At 67.7% G+C, this 16054-nt stretch carries 14 protein-coding genes; 8 read left to right on the top strand and 6 right to left on the bottom strand.

Going from position 1 to position 16054, the window contains the following annotated elements; translation table 11 throughout:
• Positions 1–143: 143 nt before the first annotated feature.
• The gene (locus tag ABZT04_RS34435; RefSeq protein ID WP_356061251.1) at positions 144–506 is read right to left on the bottom strand and encodes a helix-turn-helix domain-containing protein; all 363 of its coding nucleotides are present in this window, start codon (positions 504–506) and stop codon (positions 144–146) included.
• A 117-nt stretch (positions 507–623) separates the two neighbouring features.
• On the opposite strand from ABZT04_RS34435, the gene ABZT04_RS34430 reads away from it, so the two are divergent.
• Positions 624–1274 carry an NAD(P)H-dependent oxidoreductase gene (locus ABZT04_RS34430; protein WP_356061249.1) on the top strand — a complete coding sequence of 217 codons (651 nt, stop codon included), beginning with the start codon at positions 624–626 and terminating at the stop codon, positions 1272–1274.
• Positions 1275–1529: 255 nt separating this feature from the next.
• On the opposite strand, the gene ABZT04_RS34425 is transcribed toward ABZT04_RS34430, so the two are convergent.
• The 4 genes from ABZT04_RS34425 to ABZT04_RS34410 all read right to left on the bottom strand — a co-directional run bounded on the left by ABZT04_RS34425 (position 1530) and on the right by ABZT04_RS34410 (position 5406).
• Complete coding sequence (locus tag ABZT04_RS34425; RefSeq protein ID WP_356061247.1) at positions 1530–1760, bottom strand: hypothetical protein; 231 nt, start codon at positions 1758–1760, stop codon at positions 1530–1532.
• A gap of 7 nt (positions 1761–1767) precedes the next feature.
• Complete coding sequence (locus ABZT04_RS34420) at positions 1768–2232, bottom strand: hypothetical protein (RefSeq protein WP_356061245.1); 465 nt, start codon at positions 2230–2232, stop codon at positions 1768–1770.
• Positions 2233–3002: 770 nt separating this feature from the next.
• Positions 3003–3668 carry a DNA-processing protein DprA gene (locus ABZT04_RS34415; RefSeq protein ID WP_356061243.1) on the bottom strand — a complete coding sequence of 222 codons (666 nt, stop codon included), beginning with the start codon at positions 3666–3668 and terminating at the stop codon, positions 3003–3005.
• Positions 3669–4770: 1102 nt separating this feature from the next.
• Positions 4771–5406, bottom strand: coding sequence for a LysE family translocator (locus ABZT04_RS34410; RefSeq protein WP_356061241.1), 636 nt, complete (start codon positions 5404–5406; stop codon positions 4771–4773).
• A 293-nt stretch (positions 5407–5699) separates the two neighbouring features.
• Here ABZT04_RS34410 and gntD point away from each other — a divergent pair, with 293 nt between their 5' ends.
• Positions 5700–6740, top strand: coding sequence for a guanitoxin biosynthesis L-enduracididine beta-hydroxylase GntD (gntD, locus tag ABZT04_RS34405; protein ID WP_356061239.1), 1041 nt, complete (start codon positions 5700–5702; stop codon positions 6738–6740).
• A gap of 50 nt (positions 6741–6790) precedes the next feature.
• Here gntD and ABZT04_RS34400 read toward each other — a convergent pair whose 3' ends face one another.
• A complete protein-coding gene (locus ABZT04_RS34400) occupies positions 6791–7819 on the bottom strand; it encodes a histidinol-phosphate transaminase (protein WP_356061237.1) in 1029 nt (342 codons plus the stop codon).
• Positions 7820–8495: 676 nt separating this feature from the next.
• Here ABZT04_RS34400 and ABZT04_RS34395 point away from each other — a divergent pair.
• From ABZT04_RS34395 to ABZT04_RS34370, 6 genes are read left to right on the top strand one after another with little or no spacing between them, the layout of a single operon-like run.
• A complete protein-coding gene (locus tag ABZT04_RS34395; RefSeq protein WP_356061235.1) occupies positions 8496–9923 on the top strand; it encodes an amidase family protein in 1428 nt (475 codons plus the stop codon).
• On the top strand, positions 9913–11424 hold the full coding sequence (locus tag ABZT04_RS34390) for a glutamine synthetase family protein (protein WP_356061233.1): 1512 nt from the start codon (positions 9913–9915) through the stop codon (positions 11422–11424). Before ABZT04_RS34395 ends, ABZT04_RS34390 begins: the two co-directional genes overlap by 11 nt.
• A complete protein-coding gene (locus ABZT04_RS34385) occupies positions 11424–12617 on the top strand; it encodes a saccharopine dehydrogenase C-terminal domain-containing protein (RefSeq protein WP_356061231.1) in 1194 nt (397 codons plus the stop codon). The genes ABZT04_RS34390 and ABZT04_RS34385 overlap by 1 nt, the downstream gene beginning before the upstream one ends.
• The gene (locus ABZT04_RS34380; protein WP_356061229.1) at positions 12614–13963 is read left to right on the top strand and encodes a SidA/IucD/PvdA family monooxygenase; all 1350 of its coding nucleotides are present in this window, start codon (positions 12614–12616) and stop codon (positions 13961–13963) included. The genes ABZT04_RS34385 and ABZT04_RS34380 overlap by 4 nt, the downstream gene beginning before the upstream one ends.
• Positions 13960–14361, top strand: a complete 402-nt coding sequence (locus tag ABZT04_RS34375) for a cupin domain-containing protein (RefSeq protein WP_356061227.1) — start codon at positions 13960–13962, stop codon at positions 14359–14361. The genes ABZT04_RS34380 and ABZT04_RS34375 overlap by 4 nt, the downstream gene beginning before the upstream one ends.
• Positions 14354–15982: a class I tRNA ligase family protein gene (locus tag ABZT04_RS34370; protein ID WP_356061225.1), complete on the top strand. Its 1629-nt coding sequence runs from the start codon at positions 14354–14356 to the stop codon at positions 15980–15982. Before ABZT04_RS34375 ends, ABZT04_RS34370 begins: the two co-directional genes overlap by 8 nt.
• Positions 15983–16054: the final 72 nt, after the last annotated feature.

The raw sequence follows: 16054 nt of genomic DNA, 5'->3' as shown, positions 1-16054 counted from the left end.
CCCGACCGCCTCCCCCGTACACCCGCACGAACATCAACTCGCGACGACCGTACAGCCGGTGGCGAGAACGCGTCAGACCCTGTGGACAACTCCGCGGCTGTGGAAAACCCACGGTGCCCGAGGCGCGTCGCGCCGGACCGGCCTCAGCACCGGCCCGACTGCCACCCCTCCGGCAGATGCGTCTTGGCCCACGCAGCGAGCTCCCGAAGGGCCGGCTCCAGTGCCCTGCCCGCCTCCGTCAGCCGGTACGCGACGCGCAGCGGCGGTCCCTCGTCGACCTCGCGGACGAGCAGCCCGGCGGCGCCGAGTTCGGTGAGCCGGTCGGAGAGCATGCGTTCGCTGATGCCCGGGATCGCCCGGCGCAGGTCGGCGAAGTGGACGGGCTGTCCCATCAGGACGGCCACGATCGGTCCGGTCCAGCGCTTGCCGAGCAGCTGGAAGACACGGGTGATGCCGTCGTCGACCTTCTTGCACTCACCCGTGTCATGACTCTGCTCGACCGCCATGCCCTCAGCGTACTGCCCTCCCGTACGGGGGTGAAAAAAAGTAAGTACCTGTGTTATTCATAGTCAAGTACGAAAGCTTAGTAACTGAAACAGAGTCACCGACCCCCGGAGATCCCCATGGCCACGCTCCTGCACATCGACTCGTCCGTGTTCCCCACCGGCGCCTCCGCCTCCCGCGCCGTAGCCGACGCCTTCCTCACGTCCTGGAAGGAACAGCACCCGGAGGGCACGGTGATCCACCGCGACCTCTCCGCGAACCCCGTCGCGCACATCACCGCCGACGCCCACACCGCCGGCTTCGCCGACCCGGCCACGCACACGCCCGAGCAGGCGGCGGCCTTCGCCGAGCGCGTGAAGCTCATAGAGGAGCTGGAGCAGGCGGACGCGGTGCTGATCGGCGCCCCGATGTACAACTTCACGATCCCCTCGACCCTGAAGGCCTGGCTGGACAACGTGATCCTCATCGGCCGCACCGCGGGCACGGAGGACGCGAAGGTCAAGGGCACCCCGGTCACCGTGATCGCCAGCCGCGGCGGCGCCTACGGACCGGGCACCCCGCGCGAGGGCTCCGAGTACGTGCAGAACTATCTGAGCGCGGTCTTCACCACCCTCGCGATGGAGGTGGAGTTCATCGTCCCGGAGCTGACCATGGCCCCGCGGAACCCGGCGATGTCCGACCTGATCCCGCTCTACGAGGCGTCCCGCGAGCGCGCCCTCGGCGACGCGGCCACCAAGGCCAAGGAACTGGCGGAGCACCTCGCGGCCTGACCGCAGGGCCCCGTCCGACGCGCACGGCGACAGCGTGTGGTTGTCCTCACCCGAGACGAGGATCACCGAAGCCGGCACCGGACACGAAGAAGCCCCTCAGGTCCGAGACCTGAGAGGCTTCTGTTGTGGGCAAGGACGAACGTGACGATCAGGTCCTATGAGTCAGGCAAGGCTCGGAGTGCCCCGCACCCACAAGACGTCTGCTCTCGGTGGTCTCGGAGATCCTTTTGACGGCCCGCATCCCTGTGCCCGAACTCACTTGCCCGCCTTGCTCCTTTTTCCCATCCAGGACCGGCAGATCCATCTGGTGAGAGCTCCTACCAGGACGGCGACGACGATCGCCCCCCAGTCGATGACGTGCGGAAGCCCGGGAAAGAAGGCGAAGAAGGCGAGTGTCAGTACAAAACCCGCCGCGAATGCTGCGACCCCAGCCGACTGCTGTCGCGCTTCCCCCAATGGTCCCCGCCCCTGCTGTTGATCGGTCATGAACGGCTCACCTCGTGATGTGATGACACTGACTCACGCGCCGCACCCCATTGACGTAGAGATGTGCACACGCCTTTCCATAACGAGGCAGCGTCTGAGGAGAGTTGTTCCTCATCGGATCGATCTTGCACTCGTCGTGCGTCCGCCCTCGGGAGGTCCGATAGGTCCTGTTGTCGGTGTCGGCGTACGTGAAGTCGATCCGCCAGTTACAGAACCCGCTGCTCAGCGCACCGACAAAGGCGCAGTCGACACCCGCGTTCTGGTAGGTGATCTTCTTCCCGCCGCCTCGGATGATGTGTGTGAACAAGCAGCCGGTCGGAACCTTCATCTCCATGCCGCCGACGCTGTACTCGAAGGTCCGGACGGGAGTCGACCCGACAGCACCGGCCTCCGCCACCGAGGAACTCGTCAGCACAAGTGCGCACGCGGCAGCAAGATCCGTGAAAAGCCTGGGTCGATACAGCGCAGCCATGAACAATCCTCTTCCGGTGGAGAACCTCTTCCGGCCGAAAGAACTCCGTCGCCGCGATCATGTTTCTGGCCGATTGGAGGGTTCACCGACTTGAGTGATCAAGAGGTAGTGCGCTGACCAGGTGATTCGTTTCTTCGGTTCACCTCAGCGAACTGCGTGTCGGTAGCCGCAGGCAGAGCCGCCTTCCACGCGACTCAGGCGTGGCTCCATGGCCGAAGCGCACACGCGTCCCAGGCGAACCGGCGGAGTCGCGCCTGCTCGACATGTGCTGCGGTGTCGCCGTAGCTGATGTTGAGGTGGCGCCCAAGCACCAGGATCGGCTGCGGGTGACACCGACCATGTCGGCGACCAGAGTGCGGAAGGGACGGTCCAGGCGGCCGCTGGTGCTGGGGACCGTGGTGACGGTGTCAAAGCCGGTGACCGCACAGTGGGCTGCGATGCAGGCCCCGTGCAGGGCAAGAAAGCGCCACAGGACGGCTGCGAGCCCCATCCGGAAGTACTGCTGCTGAGGGCCTGCGGCGTTCTTGTAGCGCCACAACTCGTTGGCGGACTGCTCGCCTTTGAGAGCCAGGCTCACCGGAACCACTGCGTCGGCGACGCACGTGCCGAGGGTGGTGCTGGCCTGTTGGCACGGCCAGCAGGTGGGGTAGCCGGCCTTCGCCGGACCGCGGCAGATCTGTCAGACACCCGGGCCGGGCAACAGGGGGTGGACGAGAAAGTTGGCGTAGCGGGCCGACAGCCCGACGACGGATGCCACCCAGGTCCGCCGGTTAAGCCCAGGTGAGCTCGCCCGTGGCGGGGACGAGAGAGTCGAGTTCGCCGAAGACGTCGTCAGGGCCGTCGATGACGGTTGTGTTGGGCCTGGTCGCGTACTCCCGTGCCCATTCGTGGGTCATGAGAGAACGCATGAGGAAAACCCGTCGACCGTGCTCCAAGGCGAGGCGGGCCTGCATGCGGGCTCCACTGCGGTACGCAGCCTCAACCACGACGGTCGCCAAGCTGTAGCCGCTCATCACAGCGTTGCGCATGGGGAAGGATGCCTTTGAAGGCGAGGCGTCCGGCCAGAACTGGGAGAGCAGCAGCCCCCGCTCGGCAATCTCCTGCTGCAGGCGGGCGTTCTGCACGGGGTAGGAGCGCCGCAGGCCGGTGCCGATGACGGCGACAGTCCGGCCGCCGACGGCGAGAGCTGCTCCGTGTGCGGTCGTATCGATCCCGGCAGCGAGGCCGCTGACCACCGTGACGCCCCGCTCGGCCAGCCCTCCCGCGATCGCGCGGGTGTGGGCGATGCCCTCTGGAGTGGGGGTACGAGTACCGACAACGGCAACTCGGAGATCGTCACGCATGGACGTACCACGCATGAACAGGAACGGCGGACGCTGGTGGACCAGGCGCAGATAGAGCGGATAGTTGTCGTCCAGGATCGTCACCAACCGCATGTCCTCGCGCTCCCAGGCAGCGATCTTGGCGGCGACAGACTCCAGGTCCGTGGCAGGTTCGGTATCAAAGAGGGCGCCCTGCCCAGAGGCATCGAGCGCGTTCTCAAGTACGTCCGCGCGCTCCCGACAGTCTCGATCTGGTCGGTGAGTTCGGACCAAGTGCGATCCCCGCGCCGCAAGAGTGCGACGACGGCGGCTCGCTCCAACTCGTGGTCCATGCCGCAACTATAGGAAGGGCGCCCGGGTCAGGCAGGCGACATTGCGCGTTGGAACCGACGCACGCGGCCAAGGAACTGGCGGAGCGCCTCGCCGCCTGACCGCCGCGCACGGTACGACGCGCACGGCGACAGCGTGTGATCGTCCTCACCCGAGACGGGGATCACCGAAGCCGACACCGGACACGAAGAAGCCCCTCAGGTCTGAGTCCTGAGGGGCTTCTGTTGTGGGCAAGGACGAAAGTGCGCTGGCAGGTGCTGCAGCCCCAACCATGGAGATCGTTTCCCACGCTGTGCCGCCGCTTTTCCTGCAGCCCAGGCCAGAGGGTTCGTCAGGGGTGGCGGCGCATTCGCGAGCGGCACATCAAGGCTCCTGTTTCGAGACGGTGACTGGCAAGCCTGTGCAGACCTTCCGGGTGCTGACCTGCTGGGTCGGTGCGGGCCACGGAGACTCGGCTGTGGAGGCCGGCGTCCGAGTGACGTCCGCCATGAAGTAGCCGCAGGTACGCAGGCTGACGAGGATGTCGCGGTGGTGATCGCAGAAACCGCGGATCAGGGCGCGGTCCATTCCTACGGCGATCTAAATAGCCCCGGACCCGGATGTCCACGTGGCTGAGATGTGTCTCCGAGACCCGACGAACGACAGGCGTGAGGAGAACCAGTCACTGGAAGCACTTTGACGCAATCGAGACCGAGATGCTGTCCCGTGGGACTTCGGGGCCGCAGGCGACCCGCTCGTTATAAGGGGCGGAGGCGGTACTGCCGCGTGCCGACGGCGGCATCAAGGTGCCCAGCGCCTGCGCGAGCGGAGCGGGTCCGGCAAAGAGCCAGCTGAGTCGGATTCCGGCGGGTGAGGACTCCGCACTCTCCATCCCCAACGGAGAGTGTCAGCTTGCCGTGGCGGTGGCGATGAGGACGACGCCGAGTCCCGTCATGAAGGCCCCCCCGACCCCGGTCACGGTCTCCAGCCGGCGCGGTGAGGTGGCGAACCAGGCACGGGCACTGCTGGCAAGAAGGCTCCACAGCGAATCGCATACGATCGCGATGACCGCGAAGATCATTCCGAAAATGAGCATCTGAATCGGCGCATGCCCTCCGTCCCGGTCAACGAACTGCGGCAGTGCCGAGGTGAAGAAGATCACGTTCTTGGGATTTGTGACGCCGACGACAAACCCGTCGCGTGCCGCGCGCCAAGCCCCTCCCGGGGCGTCGCCGCCTCCCAACTCGATCTGCACCCGTCGCCGCCGGAAGGCCTGGACACCGAGATAGATCAGGTAGACCGCGCCGGCAAGCTTCACGACGGTGAAGAGAGTCGCCGACCTCTCCAGAAGAGTGCCGATTCCCAGGGCTACGGCGGCAGCCTGAACGAACGTTCCGAAATCATTGCCCAGGACACCGACCAGAGCGGTCCTGCGCCCATGCGCAAGAGCCCTGCCTATGACGAACAGGACACTCGGCCCCGGCACAGGGATGATCAACAGGGCTGCTGCCGCAAAGGCCAGAATGTGACCGGTGGAGATCATGAAACGACTCTAGACGAGGAGCATTGCAATGCAGGAGCAAGTTTCAGCCATTCCGGCATGAACTCCCTTCAGGAAACCCTCCCCGCATGACTCGAACATTTAATGGAATCGATAATCAGGCACACGGTGGTAAATTACGTGAAACGTGCACCTACCAGACCGCTCAATATCAGGAATAAGAAAGGCGATTGACTGGCGGCGCCGGATCTGCTTAACGTGGAACTGCATGATCGAGTGCGCCATGAGCGCAGCATCATGGGCCGGGAGACACAACACGGGACCACACAGCAAGGATGAGGATTATGCACACGGTAGCTTTGACGAGCGCAGAACTGAGCCAGGTCAAAGAACTTGTCGATGAAATCGCAGAAGAGATCCGCACGGTCGAGGACGCGGAATTCTTAGCCAACGTCGCAGTGTACGCGCACCGTATGCCCGAGGACCTTCGGGCCGGCCTCAACTCCTTCCGGCTCAGGGAACCCTCGAGTATCTGCCGAATATCCGGCTACGAGATCGACGACTCCGCGATCGGGCGGACACCGGCTCACTGGAGCCAGGTGGACACTCCGTCCCCAGCGCTGCGGGAGGAAATCTTCTTCATGCTGTGCGGATATCTCCTGGGCGAGCCCGTCGGGTGGGCCACACAGCAAGCCGGCCGCATCCTGCACAACGTCGTGCCGATCAAGGGCAGGGAGACCGACCAGGTCGGCTGGGGGAGCACGGTCGAGCTCAAGTGGCACACCGAGGACGCCTTCCACCCCTACCGCACCGACTACGTCGCACTGATGTGCATGCGGAATCCCGACATGACCGGCACCACATACGCGTCGAGCGAGAGCCTTTCCCTGTCCGACGACTGCGTCGACCTCCTCTTCAGCCCGCGGTTCGTCCTGCGGCCGGACGACTCGCATCTCGAGGAGCTGGACCCTGACGTCCTCGACCGGACCGGAGCCACCACCGAACTGGTGGAGAGGTCCCGTACGTGGCTCCAAGGCATGATCGACACCCCGGAGCCGGTTGCCGTCCTCTACGGCGACCGCCGGCAGCCGTACATGCGTCTCGACCCGTACTACATGGACGCGGTGAGCGGAGACCTCGAAGCCCGGGAGGCCCTCGACGAACTGTTCAAGGCCATCGACGGGTCCCTGCAGCAGGTCACCCTTGAAGCAGGCGACATCTGCTTCATCGACAACTTCCGCGCGGTGCACGGCCGCAACCCCTTCAAGCCGCGCTACGACGGCACGGATCGGTGGCTCAAGCGCCTGAACATCACCCGCGACCTGAGGAAGTCCAGGTCGGGTCGGGTGGCGTCGGACGCGCGCGTCATCTTCTGAGCCCTGCGAGGACGCCCACGGTCCCTCGGGGTCCCCGAGGAGACCCGCCTTCACGGCTGGTCGCGGCCGAGCCCCGTCGCCGGGTCGGCTGCGGCCAGGGCGTCCTTGAGACGCCGGGCAAGCCGGAGGATCTCGTCGGGGCGGCCGACGGAGATGCGCACATTCCCGGGCAGGCCCATGTCGGCCGTGTCCCTGACGAGGACGCGCTGCTCCGACAGGTGACGCACGATCCGCTCGCTCGGGTCCGGCAGCCGGGTCAGCACGAAGTTCGTCTGCGAGGGCAGAGACGCCAGCCCCAGGCGCTCCAGGCAGCTACGCAGAAGCCGCCTCGACGTGGCGTTGTTGACCCGGCTCCGGCGGAGGAACTCCCCGTCCTCCAGAGCCGCTGCGGCGGCCGACTGGGCAATCTGGCCGACCCTGAGGGGTACGGCACGGCGCATGACACCCACCTTGCCCACGGCCTCCGGGTCGCCGACAAGGTATCCGACACCGAGCGATGCGAGACCGTACGCCTTGGAAAATGTGCGCAGTACACAGACATTACTGCCCTCGGTCGCCCAGGGCAGTGCGGAACAAAAACTCTCGTCGGCGAATTCGGCATACGACTCGTCGAATACGAGGAGAGTTCCGGAGGATTGAGCGGCGGCGCAGAGATTCGCCACGTCCAGTCTGTCCAGCACGGAGCCGGTGGGATCGTGAGGATGGGAGAGGAAACAGATACTCACCCCCGATCGCATCCGTTCGATGATTTCCTTCGCAGGAACACGGAAATGATCCAGGGGAACGACCTCGTACGGTTGTCCCGCTGCTTCCAATGCCTTCGCGTAAGTAGGGGACCCGACAGAATTCACCAGGGCGGCTCGCCTGGTGTCCCGTAGAGCCAGGGTCAGCAGCAGGACGAGTTCATCGGTCTCGTTTCCCACCGCCACCCGGTCCGCTGAGACCTCGAACCGACGGGCGATTGCCTCGACCAGGCCGCCTCGTTCGTCGTCCGGATACCGATGACTGTAACGAAGTTGCTCGGTGGCCGCGGAAATTGCCTTGAGACTCGCGCCCCAGGGATTTTCTCCCAAGTGCACCCGTAAGTCCGCCGACGGGTGCGCTCCGACACGGTCGATATCGTGATTCCTCGCCCCACGCGGCAACATGATCCCCCAGTCCCCTCCACCCGTTGCGCGCCCACTCACCGGGATACACCCTTCAGAAGTGACCGCTCCATGGACGATACATCGACCCCCGCAGGCCGAGGGTGATCGTTTCAGACGACGTTTGCGTTCGAAACCGCGAACGCCACGACAATCGAGATATCGCCGCGAACACCGCGCTCAGCTCAGGTTTCGATCCGATGTCCGAGGTGTGACGCGAGACGCACCGCCCGGAACCATCCCGTCAAACCAGAATCAATCGGTCGTCGGTGGGGCGCCGTTGTCCGCCTCCGGAGTGGCCGAAGAGTGCCCCCGGCGACAAGACCATGCCCAGTGTCCGAAAACCCGGCAAGAGGCGCGGTGAGGCCCGTGATCCAGAGCGTCGTGACCACTTACGGAAGCTTCACAGCAGGGAAATGCTGGACCAACTGTCCCCGCACTCCTTAGAGTTCTCAGCCGTGACCTGGCCGAACGTGTGTAGCAACGGGACTCGCACACGTACCGCATCCGGTGAAGGAGACGAGGAAGCCGCGGCTGACGCCAGCCGGATCGCCTGACCACTCTGGACCGACGAACCCACAGACACTGTTCGTTCCGCGACCGAGGAGCCATGCACATTCACAGGATCACAAGCTTCGAGAGCTTACGCACGGCGCTGATCTCGGGTGAGACGACGGTGCAGGAAGCGACCGAGTCGTCGCTGTCCGCGCTCGACGCCGCCAAGGAACTGCAGGCCGTGCGTCACACGCGGCTGGACGAGGTCAGGAGGGAGGCCGCGGAAGCCGACCGCGTCCTCGCCCGGGAAGGCGAACGCGCTTGGGTCACCCGCCCGTTACTCGGACTGACGCTGACGGTGAAGGAGCTGACCGCTGTCGCGGGCCTGCCCCACAGCCGGGGCAGGGAAGCACCGGCCGAGGTCGCACGACAAGACGCACCGGCCGTGCACAGGCTGCGTGCGGCCGGTGCCCTGATCCTGGGCTCGACCACGTCCCCGCAGGGCGGATGGTGCGGAGCCGGCCTGAACGGCAACCGCCCGCCCACGGCCAACCCGTGGAACACCACCCTCACCGCGGGCGGGTCAAGTGGCGGTGCCGCGGCTGCCGTTGCCGTCGGATTCGGCCTCGCGGCCATCGGCACGGACGGCGCGGGCTCCGTGCGCATCCCCGCGTCGTTCTGTGGCGTGGTGGGCCACAAACCGACCTTTGGTGTCGTCCCCTACGTGCCGGTCAGTCCCGAGGGACTCTCGCACCTCGGCACGCTCACCAGCACGGTCGACGACGCCGCGGCCCTGGTGCGGGCCATGGCCGGCCCCGACCCGGCCGACCCGGCAGGCAAGGGACTGCCCGGGCAGGCGGCACCCGGCGTCCCGTCGGCCGATGCCCCGCTGCGGATAGCCTGGACGCCCTCTCTGGGGATGGCCTCGCCCGATCCGGCCGTACTCGCTGCCTGCCAGGCAGCGGTCGACAGGCTCGCGGACGCCGGTCACCTCGTCGAACAGGTCGACCCGCCCGCAGCCGACGGCTACCCCGCCCTCGCCACCATCCTGGCAACGGAGGAGGCACGGACGGCCGACCCGGATGACGACGACCGATTACACCCCGTCCACCGCGAGGTGGTCCGATGGGGGCGCAGCCTGACCGCCGTCGACCTCGCCACCGCCATCGGGGAACGCGCCCGGCTCCGCGTGGCCTACGACGCACTGCTGGAGGCGTTCGACGTTCTCGTCACCCCGACCGTGCCGGTACTTCCCTTCGACGTCGGCCTGCCCGCCCCGGCGGACTTCCTGGACCAGGGAGCGACGCGCTGGCTCGCCTGGACGCCCAACACCTACACCTTCAATCTGTCTCGACAACCGGCCACGACGGTGCCCGTGGGCCGGACGGCCACCGGACTGCCGATCGGCCTGCAGGTCGTCGCGGCACGGCACAGGGACCACGCCGCCCTACGCATCGCATCCGAGGCGCACGGCGCAGCCGTGGCCGCGGCCGCGGCTCTTCCCCTACCGGCATTCGACGTTGGAGCAAGCATTGGCCATTGACATCTCCGGCATCGCGTCCACGGGGCGTCCCGGCTTCGTCGGGCACCACGCCGAGTGGAGCGACGTACAGTCGGCCGAGGCGGAACGACTGCTGGCGCGCCCACTCGACTTCGACTTCGTCCGGGTCGGGTTCACCGATCCGCACGGGCTGCCGCGCACCAAGACCCTGACCCCCCAGGCGTTCCGCGGCACACTCCTGAACGGCCTGGACATGAGCCCCGGCCCGCTGGTCTTCGACAGCGGCCATGCGCTGCCCAACGACATCTTCGCCGTCGGCGCCGGACTCGATGTCCAGGAACTGACCGGCGCGGGGGACTTCATCGTCATACCCGACCCGATGACCCTGCGGGTGGAAGAGGCTGACGGGTTACGCACGGCGGTGGTCCTGGGCGACGAGTACACCAGGATCGGCGAGCCGCATCCGCTCTCCTCCCGCGGAGTGCTCAAACGCTTGCTGAAGCGCGCCGAGGCCGAGGGGTTGTTCCCGGTCGTCGGGCTCGAACTCGAGTGGTATCTGCTCCGCCTGGCCGATCCACTGGACCGCGGCGGCGTCGGCGGCTTCGGTATCCAGGGCCGCGCCCCGGCGGTCGAGACCGTCAACGGCGGCTACCAGTTCAACTCCGACCTGCTCCTCGCGGATCTGCTCCCGCTGCTGGCGCCCCTGGGCCGGCAGTTGGCCGACGACCTCCGCCTGCCTCTACGCACGATGGAGCACGAGTCGGGCCCGGGACAGATCGAGTTCACCTTCGACCCCCTGAGCGCGCTGGAGGCCGCCGACGGGGTCGTCCTCGCTCGGTCGCTGCTCAAGCAGGCGTGTCTGCGCAAGGGCCATCTGGCCTCGTTCATGGCTGTCCCCGGCTTCGCCGGAGCCGACCCCAGCGGCTGGCACCTCCACCAGTCGCTGACCGACACGGCGGGCAACAACGTGTTCGTGTCCGACTCCCCGCGACAGGTGCTCTCCGACCTGGGACTGGCCTATGTCACCGGACTCGTGGAGCACGGAGCCGAGACGGCCGCCTTGGCGGTTCCGACGGTCAACGGCTACCGCAGACTCGATCCGGTCAACTCACTTTCGCCGGACCGCCTGGTGTGGAGCCACGAGAACCGCGGAGCCATGGTCAGGGTCCTCGGCGGTCCGCAGGACGCGGGATCGCACGTGGAGAACCGGATCGGCGAGCCCGCCGCGAATCCCTATCTCTACATCGCCTCCCAGATAGCGGCGGGTCTCGCCGGTATCGGGCGCGGCGGCATCGCGGCCCCCGCGGAGCACCCGCACGCGGGAACCGCGGCCGCGGTTCCCGCGGACCTCGGCGAGGCACTGGCAGCCATGAGAGAGAGCACGCTCGTGTCGGAAGTCCTGGGAGAGCCCTTCACGAAGAACCTCCTGGCCCTGAAGACCAGTGAGTGGGAGCGATACCGCAAGTGGGTCGAAGAGGCTCCGGACCGGGACGTCGCCGGTGTCTCACGGTGGGAGAACGACGAATACCTGATGGCGTTCTGATGACGGCTCCGTCACCGGACCACTCGGCGAACGCCTCCGCGGAGGGGGGACGCGCTCTGCACCTGATGATCGTCGGGCTGGGCATGATGGGACGGGCCGCCGCCGTCGTGGCCGTGCGGGAACTACCGCTGGCCCGTCTCCACCTGGTGGACATCGACCTCGACCGGGCCCGCGCCGTGGCTCACGAACTGGCGGGGCTCGACGTGCCCGTGACGACGGGCACCTCGTGGAGCGAGGCCGCCGACGGCATGGACGTCGCGCTGCTGGCCCTGCACTGGCCGCAGACGGAACGGTTCCTGGCCGACACCCGGCGGGCCGGTCTCGCCGTGGTGAGCATCACCCGGCCACCGGTCGCACCAGCGCCGTACGTCCCGGACGTGGTGCGCGAGCGCACGGGACCAGCCCTGTTCCCGGTCGGGCTGGAGCCCGGACTGACAGAGATCATGCTCGGCCACATGGTGCGGAAGCTCGACCGGGTGCACCACGTCGAGACGCTCTGCGGCGGGCTCACCACCGAGGCCCCGCACGGATTTCCGTACCGGCTGCTGTTCGGCGGCACGGTCCTTCCCTTCGCACGGCGCCCCGCTTTCGTGCTGGCCGCGGGGCGTCGTCGGACGCTCGAACGTTTCTCCGAGGTCCGGCCCGCGTCGCTGCCCGGTCTGCCCGCCCTGGAGTCGTACCACGACGGAATGGTGCCCTGGCTGCACGAGACCCCGGGCCTGAACGGCGTCGACGTCGAGCAGCGCTCGGTGCGCTGGCCGGGCTTCGTCTCCGCGGTCTCGCTCCTCCGCTCCGGCGGACTGCTCGACGAGGACGACATCGAGGTGGCGGGTACGAGGCTCACCCCCCGCAGCGTCACCGACGAAATACTCGGACGCCGGCTGAAGCGTCAGCCGCACGAACGTGAGGTCACCCATCTCCAACTCACCGCACACGGCGTCCTCGACGGGAGGGAGGTGATCCGCCGCGTCAATGTGTGGTGCCGCGACGACGAGACACCGCTGGACTCGGGCATGGCCTGCCTCACCGCGGTACCAGCCGTGGTCGCGGCCGGCCTGGTGACAGCCCGGGAAGGGGGCTGGTGCCGCCCGGAGGAAGCCTTCGACGCCTCCGCGACGACGGTCCTTCTCGCCGCTCTGAAGCGGCACGGCGCACACATCCGGGATCGAATCAACGAGGGCGAGCCGATATGACACGGGGGGACGACCTGATCACGTACCGGCTGATCGGCATCGGCGCCGGGCCTGCGAATCTGAGCCTGGCCGCACTGCTCGACACATCGGAGAACTCCTCCGACGACATCTTCTTCGAGGCCAAGGAACGCTTCCAATGGCATTCCGGGATGATGCTCCCGGACGCCGAGATGCAGGTGCACTTCCTCAAGGACCTCGTCACACCCGTCGACCCCACCAACCCTCACTCGGTACTGGCCTACGCCGTCAGCCGCGGCGAGCTGTACCGGTTGCTGAACACCCGTCGGCAACGGGTGTCGCGGCGGGAGTTCGAGGCGTACTGCTCCTGGGTCGCCGGGCGGCTGCCCAGCGTCCGGTTCGGCAGCGAGGTCCTCGACGTCCGCTGGGACGGTTCCTTCGTGGTGACCACGACCGACAGCACGTACCGAGCTCAGCACCTCAGCGTCGGAACGGGAGTGGTGCCGAAGGTACCGCCGTGCGCGGAGGGCCGTGACCTGCCCGGCGTCATCCATTCGGCCGACTTCCTCCACCACCCGCTGCCCGGTGACACGCGGACCGTGGTGGTCGTGGGCGGCGGCCAGAGTGGAGCCGAGGTCGTCGCCCACCTCCAGGAAATCCTGCCGTCCGGTGTGACGGTCGAGTGGATCACGCGCCGCCGCAACTTCCTGCCGCTGGACGAAAGCCCGTTCGTGGAGGACTTGTTCACCCCGGAAGCCAGTGAGGAGTTCTTTCGCCGGCCGGCCGACGTGCGCATGCAACTGCTGGCCGAGCAGCGACTCGCCAGCGACGGGGTCTCGGACTACCTGTTGGAGCGCATCTACCGGCGCATGTACGACGTCCGCAACGGCTATCGCGGGGGAGCGAGGGTGCGGACGAGCGTCGCGACGGAACTCGTCGGCCTGGACATCGGTGCCCCGCGGGGCGTCGAGGTGGCCGTCCGTGACCTGCTCGGCGGCGAACGGCGCACCCTGCGCGCGGACTTGGTGGTGTTGGCCACCGGATACGAACAGGCCCTGCCCCAGGCCGCGAGCGCACTCCATCCGTTGATCTCGTGGGACGGCGGCCGTCCGAACCTGCGCCCCGACTTCTCGATCGAGTGGGACGGCCCGGCGTCGAGCAGGATCTTCGTACAGAACGGAGCCCGGCACGCGCGCGGCGTGGCCGATCCCAACCTCAGCCTGCTCGCATGGCGTTCCGCCACGATCGCGGTCTCGGTCGCTCCGGATCTCGGCAAGCGACTGCTGGAGCAGCATCTCGCTCCCGACCGCGATCCGGACACCCCTGCCGCACACGACAGCGAAGAACTACAGAACGAGGCACGAAGTGCCCGAAGGAGCGTCGAATGAGCCTGGCCAAGGAGCCGGACATGACGAGTGTGCTCCCCGTCGAGCAGCTCAAGGTCACGCCGAGCGGACCGGTCGAAGGGTTTCGTTTCCCGGAGCTCGGCGGCCGTCCGTCAGCGCCCTTCAAGGCCTCACGATGGCGCCTCGACCCCGGTGAGTGGAGCAACTGGGACCAGCACGAGGTGCTCGAGATCTGGATGGTGGCCACGGGCACCGGATCCGTCTGGCGGGAGGAACAGGAGACCGCCGTCGGGCCCGGTGACGTCGTCCTCATGCCCAGCCAGGTCCGGCACCGGCTGCACAACACGGGCACGGTTCCCGTAACGCTGTTCAGCGTCTGGTGGCCCTTCGCCGCGCAGGCCGACTCGGTGACCGGTACGGAGGTGACGGACGGTGCTTGAGTCCGTGGGCAGGGTGCTGGACCGGATCCGCGCTGCGGCGCCCGTGCGGGAGTCGTACTTCTTCTTCGCCGGCTATCTGACGCCCAACGGCGAATTACATCTGGGTCACCTCGGCGGACCCTATCTCCGCTCCGACGCGGCGGCCCGCTGCCTGGGCCTGTACGGGGCCGACGTCGCCTGTGCGACCGGCTCGGACGCCTTCGAGAGCAGCGTGGCCTACGCGGCCGCGGCCGCCGGCGCCCCGGAAACGGCCGGTGCGACAGCCACGCACTACACCGACCGCGCCGCGCGTGCTCTGCGCGGGATGCGGATCCGGCAGGACGACTTCGTCAACCCCTGCCAGGAGCCGGTACGACGAGACGTCGCGGCCTCCTGCCACGCGCTGGCCTCCGCGCTGAACAGCGCCGGTCGACTCCTCGTGCGGGAGGAGCAGTTGTTGCTCGGAACCCCGCCGGCGCCGGCGGCGGCGACCGGTACCTTCCTCTCCGGTGCCTGCCCCTTCTGCGAGGTGCCGCAGTCGGGCAACGTCTGCGAACAATGCGGGCGGTGGATGCACCCGGAACGGATGACCTCGGCCTGGGCGCCCGGCGGTACGTCCGGCCGTGCCACTCGGGGAGGCGTCGAGTCGGTCTTCGTCCGCACGGCCGCCGCGCTGAATGCCGAGACCATGCGCGATGTGCTGGAACCCGGGTTCCGCTACCTGGTACGCGACTACGCCGAGGTCTTCGGCGACACCCTCAGGCTCAGCTACCCGTCGTGGTGGGGCATCCCCTGGAGCACACCGCTCGCCCGCGCTCCGCACCCCCAATCGGTCTTCTCCAGCTACGTGCTCGGCAAATACGGCTCCACCCGCGTCCTCGGCGCACGGCAGCGCGAGCGAACCGGCTCCGACCCGTTCAGTGCCGGCGGCGGAGTGACCACCGTCGCGGTGGGCGGCCTGGACAGCGCCTTCGGCTGGATCTCCCTGCAGGCCTTGGTGGACGACGCGGTGGACTTCGCCCCGTTCGACCACATCGTCGTCAACCGTTTCATGCTGCTGCGCGGTGAGAAGTTCTCCACCTCGCGCAGGCATGTCATCCGGGTCAACGACGCGCTGGATCGCGGCCTGTCCCCGGACGTTCTCCGGCTCATGCTCGCCCGTGTATCGCCCGGCCACGAGGAATCGGACCTGGTGCCCGAGAAGGCCGCCGCTCAGTCAGCCGAGGACTGCGCCCTGCTCATCGATGCCCTGGGGCGCTCTCAGCCCGGCGATGAGGAACCCGGGGTGGAGCCACGGCTTCTGGACGCGGCCGAAACGTGGCTCACGCGTCAGCGCGCGGCGTTCGCCCTCCCGGCCGTGGACCTGCCGGCGGCGGCCGAGGCCTTGCTGGGGTGGGCATCGCTCCTCCGCGAGGGCGCCGCACAGGGCCACCCGCGGTTCGCTCGGCAGGTCATGGCGCTGCTCGCCCTGCCACTGATGCCCGACTGGGCCGCCGCCGTGTGGAACACCGCGGCGCACGGCCCCCTTCCCGGCCGGCAGAACGAGCCGGGCGGCCGGGAACAGCCGGTGGACCCCTTCGTACTGCCGCCTGTCGCCGCCGCCGATCTCGACGCCCTCGCCGAGCAGGGCCGCGCGGCGTGACCCGCGCAGCGTACGAACCCGACCGAATCCCGCCGGTCCGGCCCCGTCCGGACCCCTGCCAGCCCCTCATCA

Origin of the sequence: Streptomyces sp. NPDC005492 (assembly GCF_040605995.1) — a bacterium.
Taxonomy (GTDB): Bacteria; Actinomycetota; Actinomycetes; order Streptomycetales; family Streptomycetaceae; genus Streptomyces.
Note: the sequence above shows the minus strand (reverse complement) of the source record. Positions and strands in the feature narration are given on the sequence as shown.